12 protein-coding genes are annotated in these 13,668 nt (G+C 51.1%); all 12 read right to left on the bottom strand.

Going from position 1 to position 13,668, the window contains the following annotated elements; translation table 11 throughout:
- Window positions 1-36 precede the first annotated feature (36 nt).
- Window positions 37-753, bottom strand: a complete 717-nt coding sequence (locus ACN0YN_RS22715) for a DUF4261 domain-containing protein (RefSeq protein ID WP_417387311.1) — start codon at window positions 751-753, stop codon at window positions 37-39.
- 128 nt (window positions 754-881) lie between these two features.
- Complete coding sequence (locus ACN0YN_RS22710) at window positions 882-1,547, bottom strand: dual specificity protein phosphatase family protein (protein ID WP_417387310.1); 666 nt, start codon at window positions 1,545-1,547, stop codon at window positions 882-884.
- 14 nt (window positions 1,548-1,561) lie between these two features.
- The gene (locus tag ACN0YN_RS22705) at window positions 1,562-2,140 is read right to left on the bottom strand and encodes a DUF6000 family protein (protein WP_417387309.1); all 579 of its coding nucleotides are present in this window, start codon (window positions 2,138-2,140) and stop codon (window positions 1,562-1,564) included.
- A gap of 26 nt (window positions 2,141-2,166) precedes the next feature.
- On the bottom strand, window positions 2,167-2,859 hold the full coding sequence (locus ACN0YN_RS22700; protein WP_417387308.1) for a class I SAM-dependent methyltransferase: 693 nt from the start codon (window positions 2,857-2,859) through the stop codon (window positions 2,167-2,169).
- A 57-nt stretch (window positions 2,860-2,916) separates the two neighbouring features.
- Window positions 2,917-3,747: a hypothetical protein gene (locus tag ACN0YN_RS22695; RefSeq protein WP_417387307.1), complete on the bottom strand. Its 831-nt coding sequence runs from the start codon at window positions 3,745-3,747 to the stop codon at window positions 2,917-2,919.
- A gap of 71 nt (window positions 3,748-3,818) precedes the next feature.
- Window positions 3,819-4,607: a TIR domain-containing protein gene (locus tag ACN0YN_RS22690; protein ID WP_417387306.1), complete on the bottom strand. Its 789-nt coding sequence runs from the start codon at window positions 4,605-4,607 to the stop codon at window positions 3,819-3,821.
- A gap of 222 nt (window positions 4,608-4,829) precedes the next feature.
- Window positions 4,830-5,354, bottom strand: coding sequence for a DUF5662 family protein (locus tag ACN0YN_RS22685; RefSeq protein WP_417387305.1), 525 nt, complete (start codon window positions 5,352-5,354; stop codon window positions 4,830-4,832).
- Between the two features lie 110 nt (window positions 5,355-5,464).
- Window positions 5,465-6,112: a macro domain-containing protein gene (locus tag ACN0YN_RS22680; protein WP_417387304.1), complete on the bottom strand. Its 648-nt coding sequence runs from the start codon at window positions 6,110-6,112 to the stop codon at window positions 5,465-5,467.
- Between the two features lie 134 nt (window positions 6,113-6,246).
- Window positions 6,247-6,762, bottom strand: coding sequence for a hypothetical protein (locus tag ACN0YN_RS22675; RefSeq protein WP_417387303.1), 516 nt, complete (start codon window positions 6,760-6,762; stop codon window positions 6,247-6,249).
- Between the two features lie 36 nt (window positions 6,763-6,798).
- Window positions 6,799-7,188, bottom strand: coding sequence for a hypothetical protein (locus ACN0YN_RS22670; protein WP_417387302.1), 390 nt, complete (start codon window positions 7,186-7,188; stop codon window positions 6,799-6,801).
- A gap of 70 nt (window positions 7,189-7,258) precedes the next feature.
- Window positions 7,259-8,767 carry a glutamate synthase subunit beta gene (locus ACN0YN_RS22665; RefSeq protein WP_417387301.1) on the bottom strand — a complete coding sequence of 503 codons (1,509 nt, stop codon included), beginning with the start codon at window positions 8,765-8,767 and terminating at the stop codon, window positions 7,259-7,261.
- 111 nt (window positions 8,768-8,878) lie between these two features.
- Window positions 8,879-13,492, bottom strand: coding sequence for a glutamate synthase large subunit (gene gltB, locus ACN0YN_RS22660; protein WP_417387300.1), 4,614 nt, complete (start codon window positions 13,490-13,492; stop codon window positions 8,879-8,881).
- Between the last annotated feature and the right edge of the window lie 176 nt (window positions 13,493-13,668).

The following is a 13,668-nucleotide window of genomic DNA, read 5'->3' as shown; positions in this document are numbered from 1 at the left end:
TCCTGCCTGCAGATCAGAGCGAACCTCAGTTTTACGCTACAGCGGTTCGAGCAGAAATCGTCCATACGGGTTGACGAAACATTCCTGACCCGCGTTGATCTCGTCCTCTTTCAGATGCAGGCGGAAGCGGGGCGCATCTGCTGCGATCGAGAAGGTCTGACCATCTTTAACCTGTGCCGCTTCGAAAATGCGGTAATGATTGAACTCGATCAGCAGTCGTGCCGCGTCCTGGTTTTCGATCGACGCAGGCACCGCCGCGTCAGGCAGACCGAAGATATGCATCCCCGTGCTGTAGAAGCAGTCTTCATTGCCGGCCAGCATCACATGCGACTGCAGCAGATCGAGATTATTTTCACAGAACCGCTTCTGCTGCCAGGAACTGAGACTGTGTGCCACTCCCGAGTTTTCAAACTTCACGCCCAGCCCGCCACATTCCAGCGTCACATCGATGAAGGTGTGCAACTGATGCAGTTCGGTCAGACCGGTTCGATCCGTAATCAGATACATCACCGAACGATGACCGGCAATCGCTGCGAGATCACTCTCGGAAATGGCCCCCTGCGCGCCCAGCTCAAACGCCAGCGTCATGTTGGGATCTGCCTCATGCAGCTCACACTTCACCGCGGCACTGTTTTCCGTCGACATGAGGATCTGACCAGCAAACAGAAACCGGTCTCGCGCTACAGACAACACCTGATCGCGAAACGCTTCATAACTGTCCAGAACAAGGGGGATACCGACAACTACTTCCACGGTGTGACTTTCTGACAGGTCCATTGAAATGCATCGAACCGGCACTCTGAAACGGGCTCGCAGGCCGATGGCGGTTTTCTCATCATGAAGCATGCACACCGTTTTTGCAACCAGGAACAGCTGATCACTCAATGCCCATTGAAAAAATCTTCTAATGTTTTTTTTTGCTCTCGACTCAATCGCACAAGTGGTCGCTGACTCTGAATAAACTGCAATGCTTCTTCCATACTAGATGCCTGTCCGATATACAGAAGCAGCGCTGCCGTAAACAAGCCAGTCCGCCCATGCCCTTCCGCGCAGTGAATCAGTAGCGGCCCCTCGAGTGCCGCAGTCTGTTCGATCCAGTTGCATAATGAATCGACCGAGGGAGCTGCACGATCCAACACTGGAAAACAATGATAACCACGTGAACGCAGTTCGAGTGGTTCGCTCATCTCACACGTCAGATCGATGACATGCACGATCTCCGTCGGCAGTTCGCGGGATAACAGACGCCGACTGATATACAGATTCTCGGTCAACTGGTGTAACGGTGGCTCCGGTCGCAACAGCCTCGACAAGTGCCAGATCCCATTCAGATACAGCAGGTAAGGCAATAGAAGACACTGATTGAGATATGGGACCAGCCCCTCTTCCGATTTATTGAAGATACGCGGACCCAGACCAAAATACCCCGCCGAAACCAGCGCAAAGCTGAAAGCCGGCCAAAGCAGCAGCCACCACCAACCCTGATGTATCCAGGCAGTCAGCACCAGCAGAAACGCTATCAACAGTAACAGGAGGCCTATTTTCATACAGAGTTTTATTGTTATTGAAATTGTGATTTACAGTAATTCATGAGATTCCAGAAATGTTTCTGACAAGTTTGAATGCACCAGGCCTCTGAGTTTTTTTCTTTGATGAATCGCTCCCAGAGCCCGTTCGCTTTAAGATATTCTGAAGCATGATCTGTCCCGTTCATTTCATCAATCCACATCAGGGCCGGCATAGCCCAGTTCTGGTCGTAATAGCAATCTAATTGTCGTAAATATCGGTCTAAATATTGTTTAAGAGCTGACACCGAAGCATCATTCGCAAAACAGGCCAGAGCAAAAACGTGTGATTGTCCCGCGTAACAGGTTTCTGAGGCAAGCAACCGCTTTGTGATCTGGGATTGACATTCAGTATATTTCTTAACACCAGCAAACCAGCTACCTGTGATCGCTTCCCGCCAATGTCCGGAAATAAGTGAACTGGCAATCTGCGGAGTCATCTCTGGTAAGACCTCAGACACTCGTTGATTAAACTGATTTCGCTCATCAACAGTTAAGATGTCTGAAACATAGTTCCCATGCAGGATCGCTAAGTAGAATGGCGATACCCACCGCTGAATCTCTAATTGATCCATTCACCTGCCCCTGCACTATAATTTGACTACGAAACTTCAGACAATCGCAACATCAGCATTTCGTTTCCCTGTTTCTGAAATTCGTAAGGCACATGCCTGATCTGCACATCATAACCCGCTGCAGAAAGTTCTGCCATCACCGGTTCCCGATGCCGTGATCTGGTTGACCCCAGTTCCAACAGCGGAAAAATGCGGACTTCCCGCGCCACACGACACAGCTCCCTGATCGACGCGACATGAAACTCCGCGGAAAAGTGCGCACTGTAGAGAAACAGAAAATGCGAACAGACCGCAAGATCGAATGTGCCCTCGGCGAACGGCAGCGTCGGCAGACTGGCGGTTCGATAGCGGCCTTCCTGTTTTCCTGCAGGATAGTCAGTCAGAAATTTCTGCATGGCGGCCCTGCGGATCTCCGCAAGTTCGTCTGGAGAGCGAATCTGTTCCCAGACGAATTCACTTTGATTGATCCGCGTCTGTTCCATGACGGTTTCGAAGGTCGCATCAATCCGCTGGCTGATCTCATCTGCAGTGAATTCATACAGGGGATCAACGGACACCACGCGTCCGCCCCGCCTGGTCAATTCCGCGTTAAAACATGCGGGACCATCTCCGCAGCCCAGAATCCGCTGCTGCAGATCGTCATCCGTCAGTGCAAACATCGCTTGATATTCTTCAAACGAACGCCCCCAGGGGACCACCTGCTCCAGAGTAAATGCCATCGTTTTTAGATTCACTAAAGATGACTGGAGTATAGACTACATAGGCTATGTTTAGGTTTATTCATTTTTTACTAACTCAAAAACAAGATGGTCGGCAGAATTGATTGCACAGTATAATTTGTTGTTTCCGGACTCACTTATATTTCCACACACAAGAATATAAGCGCCGGCAAAGTCTTCTAAATCTTTGATTTTGTACTTCTTGAAAACAGGATCGACTTTTGTTTTATCTAAACAGAAACTGAAACTACGCCAGTCACCACCACTATTAAACCAAATAGTTTTATTCTCTCCTTCATTTGCATCAGAAATCATTCCCCAACATCCTCTATATGTCCCTTTATCTTTTGGAGTAATCTCATTCAATTGGATAAAAAAATCACTAACACTACATCTTGCTTCATCATCTACAATAATGGTTTGCTGTGATGTTCTAAAATCAGGATTATGAATTAAATTGTGTAGTAATGTACTCAACCGACGATGTGTTTGGGCTTTAACACTTTTATCTGTCTTAAGATATTTACCCTTTCGATTAGAATTTGGTGGTAAATCAGAATTTGCTATAGGTTTTAATACTTCTTCTGTCTGAAGTATTAAGTCAACTACAATTTCATCACCTGGATTGATTTTTAGATTTTGATCGCTCCCCTCACCGTCTTCGAATGTTTCATGAGTCAAAGAAGCTAAAGCACAATCCGAAGAATGAGGCCTTGCACCAAAGCATGCTGCTTGGCCTGATATTGAAGCCTTTCGAAAATAAGCCGGACCTTTACAACTGATGCAAACTAGGCTTCGTCTTTTCTTTTCCAATTCTTCATTTACAAGTTTAGAAAAGTTTTCGGCTCCATAAATTTTGTCATCATCTAAACACAAGGCCGAATCCATGAACTGCATCCCTTACTAATTCTTAAAAAATTAGATATTTCAAAACTGAATTCAAATTTTGTTCTTACATTTCAAACCTTATAACCACATGCTTTCAGTTCTTTAATTACTTCATTTTTCCAACCACCAGCTTGATCTAAGCCAACATAAACCACTCCGCTGATATCATTTGGTGTTTCAATCTCTCCTTTTACCAACGCACAAACATTCCTTCGACCTAATTTGGCCATCAGGTAACCATGCTCAAAGACTACTTTCTGGCGGGCTCTATTCTTAGGATGAATTTTTGATTCATGAATACCTCGTCCCAAATCACATGCTGTATACAAAACAAGGGCATAATTCGATTCATCAGCATAGTGTTCGATTTTCTCAATTATTGTCATCCCGCCACTGGCTTGCTCGTGCAGGATAATAGTTCCAATTCCTAAGCTTTCTATAAATCTAGCTACTTCCTGTTTTGTTTCATTATCGCGACCATGAACGATAAATATTTTCTTATCTTGTACAGAAACAGTATTAGCATTCATGTTACTTTTGCTTTCTGATGAATTTGAATTAGCGAAGTCATTATCAAATTCCAGTGCATTCAATGCTCTAGAAAATTCCTCTGCTAAAAAAGTCCTTCTCTCTGCATAAGTTGCACAATTATTCTTAATAAACCCCCAAAAAGTAGTAAGAGTTCGATGAACCTTTAACCAATCAGGTAGAAGCGGGGCTAATTCTTGATTACTTAAGAGTTCATACCTTAAGGTTTCATACTCTTTTGTATTTACTGAATTTCCAGTCGCACACTCGGTGAGAAGATTGACTAAGTAGCTAACTTTGTCGTAATCACTTTCCAAAAATTCCATATTCATTTGCCGGAACTCTGTACCCAATTAAATTCACAATCAAATTATCGACACATGTAAACACTATAATGTCAAATACACTCAACCTTGGGCAACACTAAATAAAAACAGAATACAAATCTCACTGCCCCTGTTATATTCAACTGGGTCTTATCATCAATTGGTATTTCACTATCGCCTCACCGATGAATCGCAACCTACGACTGGCAATACTCAGAAGGTGAGTTTTTATTCCCGTTCCTCACACCGCAACCGGTCTAACTGCTCGATCACAGCAAACACAAACCGCGTTTTCTCATCATTAAAGGGAACGCGCTTACCAATCGTTCTCTCGGCCCAGCCTCGGGCGCTGCCTTCATCCTGGTTGAACTCCTGTGACATGGCCGTCCAGTCACAGACCATCTCGATCAGATCCACTTCGGTCATCTGATTAGGATCGTCATGAAACTCAGGATGATGACGATTGCTGGTGACATGATGCCTGATCGCAGACTGTACCCGTTCTTCCATTCCCGGCGGATAGGTAAACGGAATTTTTCGCCAGCGGCAGCGATGAAATTCAGTCAGCCAGATATAAGGAATACATTCCGCGGGGCCAAACTTGGACGCATCATGCACTTTCCCCCGCGCTAACAGCTCTGCCCCGCACTCCCGTTCCTCCGCCAGCAAAGTCAGATTCCGCCGCACCCGCTCAATATGTGCCTGCGTCCGGCGTTCATAAAAGGCAATCATTTCCGCCGTCGGTTCCTGCAATGTGCTTCCCTCGCACTGTAGTATCTTGAGTAGGTTTCGTTGTCGTTCACTACGATCATACTGGCTGACAGACATTCAGCAAACACGTAGATGTAAAAAATCGGTGCTCCTCACTTCCCCAGCAGTCGATCATGCCGCTTACGGATCTGTGACGTGCTGGCGGGAAACTGAAATCGATCCAGCAGGACATCCTCAATTGCAGCTCGCACCTGCTTTGCGCATCGCACGGGGGACATTCGCCCCACGCCGGTTGCCAGACCAGGTACCGTGATGCTTTTCACATACTCGCGCACCGGCTGCCCCGCATTCTCTCCGGAGGGGATGACGCCATCGCGAATTAACAGAAAGATCGCACGGGCGGCGAGGAACGCATTGATCGAATCTTCAACCGGCATCGGCACCCGCATCGTGGGCGCTGCGATCAGAAACGGGAATTCCGAATCTTCAATCTCAACCATCGTCGCTGCGCCGACCAGGAGTTCGCCCCCATGATCTTCTCTGATCTGATTTTGAACCCGATCCTGTAATGACGTTCCGAAGCGTTCCAGGTAGAGACGATCGATACCGCCATCCATGAATCCAAAACTGTTGGCCGGGCTGATGATCGCATCCGCCGACACATTGAAGATCGAATCATGGTGCACTTCCACAAACGGCAGATCGCCGCACCACCGCTGCCAGGCCTGGTAGAGCGGCTCATCGATGGCAGTCAGTCGGATTTGCAGCCGAAGTTTTTTCTGTAAAAGGTCGGATGACATGCGGGCGGTCCCTTTCGCTGAGCCTGTTGTGATCTGAACACCATGACTGGCAATTCAGACCTGACACCAACAGGACACTTCAGGTTCGAACTGGCCTCTTCCTGCTCAAATCCCTGAAACAGAGAGCGAATCGATCAAGCCCGCGTTTGATGATAGAAAACCCCCAGGTCATTCGGGTTATACCATTCCCAACTGGCATTCTCGTAGCGTACAAAAACCTCGCGCGCCTTCAGGATGTCCCACCAGGAATTCAACTGAGACAGAAAGCGTTCGATCTTAAAATCAGCTTGTAAGTCATCGGAAAAAAATGACAGTTCCACGGCACACTGCCCCTCTTCCGGCCAATCTAAAAACAGCTGTAATTTTTTGATGAGTGCCGTTTCCGATTCGAAATATCCGTAAATTGTTCCCGCTTCTTTTCCTAACAAACTGCAGACTGCCTTAGATTCAAACTCAACTTGCTCCCCACCGGGACCAAAGAATACACCCTGCTGATAGTCGTCAATCAGTAAGCTGATCAACAAACTGACATTTTCAAATGCCGCGGGAGTAAAGTTGATGTCTCTTGTACTGCCATCATTGTCTAAGAGACATTCCATGATTTCCTGATCATCCATTTCTGAACCTGTCCCGGCTTGCGCACGCGTCATCTTCCTGTTATTCAAAAATAATGACACACGAACGAGCTATGCGTCAAGCTGTTCCAGCCAGTTTGAGAACCACTCAGCGGGCAGCCGGACCTTCGAAAAGTCCAGCTTCTGCAGTTCTTCCCGGGTATACGTGTTGTCCAGATACATCTGCCACTGCAGGTGGAGATCAAGGGCGACGTCAGCAACGGTTTCGTCAACCGGATTCTCATAGTCGAACTGTGCCTGATGGAAATTTTCGGCCCACCAGGCGATCTCCTGATGGGTGTACTCCGCATTCCCGTCATCCAGAGCGCAACACAGGACCTGAATCAGAGATTCCCTGGTCAGCGGCAGTTCGATGACCTGACAGTTCGTTTCCGTCCAGAAGCCCGCGGGCTGATTGTGGCCCGGCTGTTCTGGATCGGGTTGAAACTCATTCTCTGTCATCCCGGAATCACCTCATCATTTCGCAGACCGTTGTCATTGACATAACAGGTAAGTAGACAGAACCACCCGCTTATGGCAGTTCTGTCGCTCCCATCAGGTAGCGGTCGCATTCGCGGGCGGCGCCGCGGCCTTCGTTGATCGCCCAGACAATCAGGCTCTGTCCACGTCGGCAGTCGCCAGCGGCGAAGACACCTTCCAGGCTGGTTGTGTACTGCTCATGCTCGGCTTTGAAGTTCGAGCGGCCGTCCAGTTCCAGGTTCAGCTGTTCGCTGATGATATGCTCGGGGCCTAAGAAGCCCAGTGCCAGGAAGACCAGATCGCATTCCAGTTCCTTTTCAGAACCGGCTACGATGCTGAATGGTGCTCCGTTGGCTTCCGGTTTGGACCAGTCCACTTCGCAGATTTTGATCCCTTTCAGGTTGCCGTCTTCGTCGCCGACAAATTCGACGGTCGACATCTGGAACATTCGGGGATCTTTACCGAACGCAGCTGCTGCTTCCTCGTGACCGTAATCGACGCGGAAGATTTTCGGCCATTGAGGCCAGGGATTATTGGCGGCGCGTTCGTTCGGTGGTTGAGGCACGATTTCCAGATTGATCAGGCTCTCGCACTTCTGCCGCATCGCGGTTCCCAGACAGTCATTCCCGGTATCACCACCACCAATCACGACGACTTTTTTGCCTTCGGCGTTGATGAAGTTTTCGACGGGAGAATTCTGGTAGTGCGTGCTTTCCAGCCCGGACTCCAGCAGGCTCTTGGTATTCTTCGACAGGTATTCCATCGCGAAGTGCACACCTTTGAGCTCGCGTCCGGGAATCGGCAGATCTCGGGGCTTGGTGGCACCCGTGCAGAGCACGACCGCGTCGAAGTCTTTCATCAGCTGGTCGGCAGTGATGTCGACGCCGATGGAGGTGTTTGTGACAAATTCCACCCCTTCGTCGGCCAGCAGATCAACGCGACGCTGCACGATCCATTTTTCCAGTTTCATGTTGGGAATACCGTACATCAGCAGACCGCCAATGCGATCATCGCGTTCGTAGACGGTCACACTGTGACCGGCGGTATTCAGCTGAGCGGCAGCAGCCAGACCGGCAGGACCGGAACCGACGACAGCAACCTTTTTCCCCGTACGGACAGCCGGAGGATTGGCGACGACCCAGCCTTTATCAAAGGCGTGGTCGATGATGGAATTCTCGATGTTTTTGATCGTGACCGGCGGTTCGTGAATCCCCAGCACGCAGGCACCTTCACAGGGAGCCGGGCAGACGCGACCGGTGAATTCCGGGAAGTTGTTTGTCTTGTGGAGACTGTCCAGCGCATCCTGCCAGCGACCGTGGTAGATGTGGTCGTTCCACTCGGGAATCAGGTTATTGATCGGACAGCCTGAAGCCATGCCGGCCAGTGTCTTCCCGGTGTGGCAGAAAGGGATTCCACAATCCATACAGCGGGCGCCCTGGTTGCCCAGTTCTTCGTCTGTCAGATGATCGTGAAATTCGTTCCAGTCCAGAATGCGTAATTCGGGTTTCCGGTCTGCACCCAGTTCTCGGGGAAATTCCATGAAGCCGGTTGGCTTGCCCATAGTTCTATCTCACTCTAAATAAATGTTAGCTCTGATATTCGCTGATGAAATGCTTGCATGCAGCGTTCCTCTCACCCGACTACTCAAAGTGCGAGGAACGCCCGACGATGCTTAAACGACGACCTCGGCTTCTTCAGCCGCCATTTCCTGCAATGCCCGTTTGTAATCGATGGGCATTACTTTCTTGAATGATTCCAGCTCCGATTCCCAGTGATCCAGGATCTTTTTGGCGACCGTCGAACCGGTAAATTTGCGGTGATTATCGATCAGAGTTTTCAGTTCTGCGATATCATCGGCTTCTTCCATCGGTTCCAGTTCAATCGTTTCCAGGTTGCTGTTCTGCAGCAGCAGTCCTTCGGGATCGTAGACATAAGCCACACCTCCGGACATCCCGGCGGCAAAGTTTCTACCGGTCTCGCCCAGAATGACGGCGCGACCGCCGGTCATGTATTCACAACCATGATCACCAATACCTTCGACCACAGCAGAAGCACCCGAGTTACGCACACAGAAGCGTTCAGCGGCCTGGCCGCGGATATAAACTTCACCCTGAGTCGCACCATACAGGTTCACGTTACCCACGATGATGTTGTTCTCGGGAGCGAATGTGGAATCTTCCGGCGGATAGATGATGATTCGACCGCCACTCAGACCTTTGCCGACATAGTCGTTGGCATCGCCTTCGTGCTCGATGGTAATCCCATGTGCCAGCCAGGCTCCCAGACTCTGTCCGGCAGAACCCTTACTGTTGATGTGGATGGTTTCATCGGGCAGTCCGTCTGCACCATGGGCTTTGGAAACTTCATGGCTCAACATCGTTCCGAAGGTACGGTCGGTGTTCTTGAGTTTGACGTCAATCGTCACCGGCTCACCTTTTTGAATCGCAGGCTGGGCTTCGCTGATCAGCAGATTGTCCAGCACCACTTCCAGACCATGCTGTTGATCCTGCGTGCAATAAGTGCCCACATTCGGATGCGGTTTTTCAGCCAGTCGCAGGATTGGAGTCAGATCCAGGTGCTTCGCTTTCCAGTGCGCGACGTTTTCGTCCAGCTGCAGCACATCGCTGCGTCCTACCATTTCGTCCATCGTGCGGAACCCGAGTTCGGCCATCAGTTCACGAGCCTCTTCTGCCAGCAGGAAGAAGTAGTTGACCACGTGTTCCGGCTGACCGGCGAACTTCTTGCGGAGTTCCGGATTCTGAGTCGCAATTCCGACCGGGCAGGTATTCAGGTGACACTTCCGCATCATGATACAGCCCATCGTGATCAGCGGGCCGGTAGAGAAACCGAATTCTTCGGCTCCCAGCAGGCTGGCGATTACGATATCGCGACCGGTTTTCAACTGACCGTCGGTCTGCAGACGCACGCGACTGCGGAGGTCGTTGAGCACCAGGGTCTGGTGAGTTTCGGAAATTCCGAGTTCCCAGGGAAGACCGGCGTGCTTGACGCTGGTCAGCGGGGAAGCCCCCGTACCGCCGGAAGCACCGGAGATCAGAATGTTGTCCGCATGACCTTTGGCCACACCGGAAGCAATCGTACCGACGCCGACTTCCGACACCAGCTTGACGCTGATGCGTGCTTTCGGGTTGGTATTCTTCAGGTCGTAGATCAGCTGCGACAGGTCTTCGATCGAATAAATATCATGGTGCGGCGGAGGACTGATGAGCCCCACACCCGGAGTCGAGTGACGTACCGAGGCGATGATCTTATTGACCTTATGCCCGGGCAGTTCGCCCCCTTCTCCCGGTTTTGCACCTTGAGAAATCTTGATCTGCAGTTCGTCGGCATTCGTCAGATACCAGCTGGTCACACCAAATCGACCAGAGGCAATCTGCTTGATCGCCGAACGCTTGGAATCGCCGTTTTCCATAGGCTTGAAGCGGGCGGAATCTTCGCCCCCTTCGCCGGTATTACTTTTTCCGCCCAGGCGGTTCATGGCAATCGCCAGTGCTTCGTGTGATTCGGCAGAGATCGAGCCGTAGCTCATTGCTCCCGTGCAGAATCGCTTGACGATTTCCGTGACCGGCTCGACTTCTTCCAGCGGAATGGAATCCCGCTTTTTAAAGGTCAGCAGACCACGCAGGTGACACTCACGGGTCGTCTGCTCGTTGACGGCTTTCGCAAATCGCTTGTAGGCTTCTTTATCGCCAGTGGTGGCAGCAGCCTGGATGTTCGCGATATTCTCGGGAGACCAGGAATGCTTTTCGCCATTCGCACGCCAGTGGTACACACCGGGGTTGGGCAGTACGGGCAGACGATGCTGTTCCCGCTGCGGATAACCGATGTTATGACGCATTTCACATTCTTGTGCGACGACATCAAAGCCAATCCCTTTGATCCGGCTCGCGGTGCCTGAAAAACAGGTGTCGATAATTTCCTTGTTCAGACCAACGGCTTCGAAGATCTGGGCTCCCTTGTAACTCTGCAGAGTCGAGATCCCCATCTTGGCCATGACTTTCAGCATGCCTTTGCTGACCCCTTTGCGGTAGGCAGCGACGATTGATTCGCGGTCCCACTTCTTCGCATCCAGTTCGCCGACTTCCAGTGAATGCCAGAGTGCTTCAAAGGCCATGTAAGGATTGATCGCGTCGGCACCGTAACCGAACAGCAGACAGTGATGATGCACTTCGCGGGCTTCGCCGGTCTCCAGCACAATCCCGATCTGGGTGCGCTGTTCGTTGCGAACCAGGTGATGGTGAATCGCACCGCAGGAAACCATGGTCGGCAGACCGATTCGTTCCCGTCCCACTGCACGGTCGGAAAGCGTAATCAGGCTGAAGCCATCGGCAATCGCCTGGGATGCTTCTTCCCGAATGCGATCCAGGGCAGCACGGAAACCGGCTTCCCCTTCTGCTTTGGGATAAGTCACGTCGATCGTTTTATTCTTCCAGCCACGATAGTCCATGGCCTTGATGGCTGCCATTTCCTCATTGCTGATAATCGGTTCGGGAATCAACAGACGATGACACTGTTCTTCGGTCGAATCCAGCAGGTTGCCTTCGGGGCCGATGTAGCACTCGAGGGACATGATGACTTCTTCGCGGATCGAATCGATCGCGGGGTTCGTCACCTGGGCGAACAACTGATGGAAGTAATCGTAGAGCAGGCGCGACTGATCGCTCAGGCAGGCCAGAGCGGCATCGTTACCCATCGAACCGATCGGATCTTTTTTCGCTTTGATCAGCGGAATCAGCATGAACTTCAGCGTTTCAAAAGTGAAACCGAAGGCCTGCATGCGTGAGAGCAGTTCTTTCTTCGGCACTTCTTCCAGCTGACCTTCCAGCGGAAGATCGCTCAACAGAATCCGCTGCTCCTGCAGCCATTCCTGGTAAGGACGTTTGGTCGCGTACTTTTCCTTGATCTCTTCATCGGGGATCAGGCGGCCTTCTTCAAAGTCGACCAGGAACATTTTTCCGGGCTGTAGGCGGCCTTTTTCCTTGACGATTTTGGGATCGACTTCCAGCACGCCAACTTCACTGGCCATGATCACACGGTCATCGTGAGTCACATAATAACGGCTGGGTCGCAGACCGTTCCGGTCCAGAACCGCACCGATGCATTGACCGTCGGTAAAGGAAACGGAAGCGGGTCCGTCCCAGGGTTCCTGCAGAGCAGAGTGGTATTCGTAGAAGGCCCGTTTGGCAACGGAGATAGAATGATGGTTCTGCCAGGCTTCGGGAATCATCATCATCATGACTTCCGGCAGCGGACGGCCGGACATCAGCAGCAGTTCGAGTGCGTTGTCAAAGTTTCCGGAGTCGGAACAGTGAGGCTCGATGATCGGGAACAGCTTTTTCAAGTCATCCCCGAACAGGTCGCTGGACATCATTCCCTGCCGGGCATACATCCAGTTCGCATTCCCCCGCAGTGTATTGATCTCGCCGTTATGAGCCATGAAACGACATGGCTGGGCGCGATCCCAACTGGGGAACGTGTTCGTGGAGAAGCGGGAGTGAACCATGGCCAGGTGACTTGTAAAATCATCAGCCTGCAGGTCGGGATAGAAGGGCATGACCTGATCTGGGGTCAACATCCCTTTATAGACGAGCACCTTACTTGAGAGTGAGCAGTAGTAGAACATGAGCCCCTGAGGCAGATTGCTGCCTTCCCGCAGCAGTCGGCTGGAGGCTTTCAGAATAATATAGAGTTGGCGTTCCAGATGGTCCTGGTCAGCGACTTTGCCGTTGGCAGTCGAAATGATGACCTGCTCCATGTGAGGCAGAGCCCGCAAAGCGGAAGGACCGATGTCGGCAACATCCGGGGCGACCGGCAGTGGACGCCAGCCCTGTACGACCAGTCCCTGCTGATTGGCAATTTCCTCAACCGCCTTTTTACAATGTTCCCGCTGGGAGACATCGGTCGGCAGGAAGACATTTCCCAGGCCGTAATTGCCTTGTTCGGGCAGCGTCAGGTTCAGATCTTCTTTCACGACGCGCGACAGGAAGTCGTGAGGCATCGAGACCAGGATCCCTGCACCATCGCCGGTATTTTCTTCGCAGCCACAAGCGCCGCGGTGAGTCATGTGACGCAGCATTTCGTCGGCGTCCAGCACGATCTGGTGCGAACGTTCGCCTTTAATATGGGCGACAAACCCGACACCACAACTGTCATGCTCGAATTCCGGATCGTAGAGCCCGTGCGCTTCCGGAAGACGCCCCACCTGAAAAATGGAGCTTCGTGCTGTGTTCTCGGAATCAGTTCCACGCCGAACGGTTCGACTTGTCATCTTACTTCACCATTCAAACTAATGTTTAACAAAATCAATGCCAACCAGGCATCCTGTTATTGCGAACAGACGTCGCACTCTCGATATCAATCGGGCAGTTCGTCCTGGAGAGACGAATGCCCCTTGGTTACCGGATTTACACCGGAATGTTTTCTGTCAAAGATCAACCATCAATC

This window comes from Gimesia sp. (assembly GCF_048260065.1).
GTDB lineage: Bacteria > Planctomycetota > Planctomycetia > Planctomycetales > Planctomycetaceae > Gimesia.
Note: the sequence above shows the minus strand (reverse complement) of the source record. Positions and strands in the feature narration are given on the sequence as shown.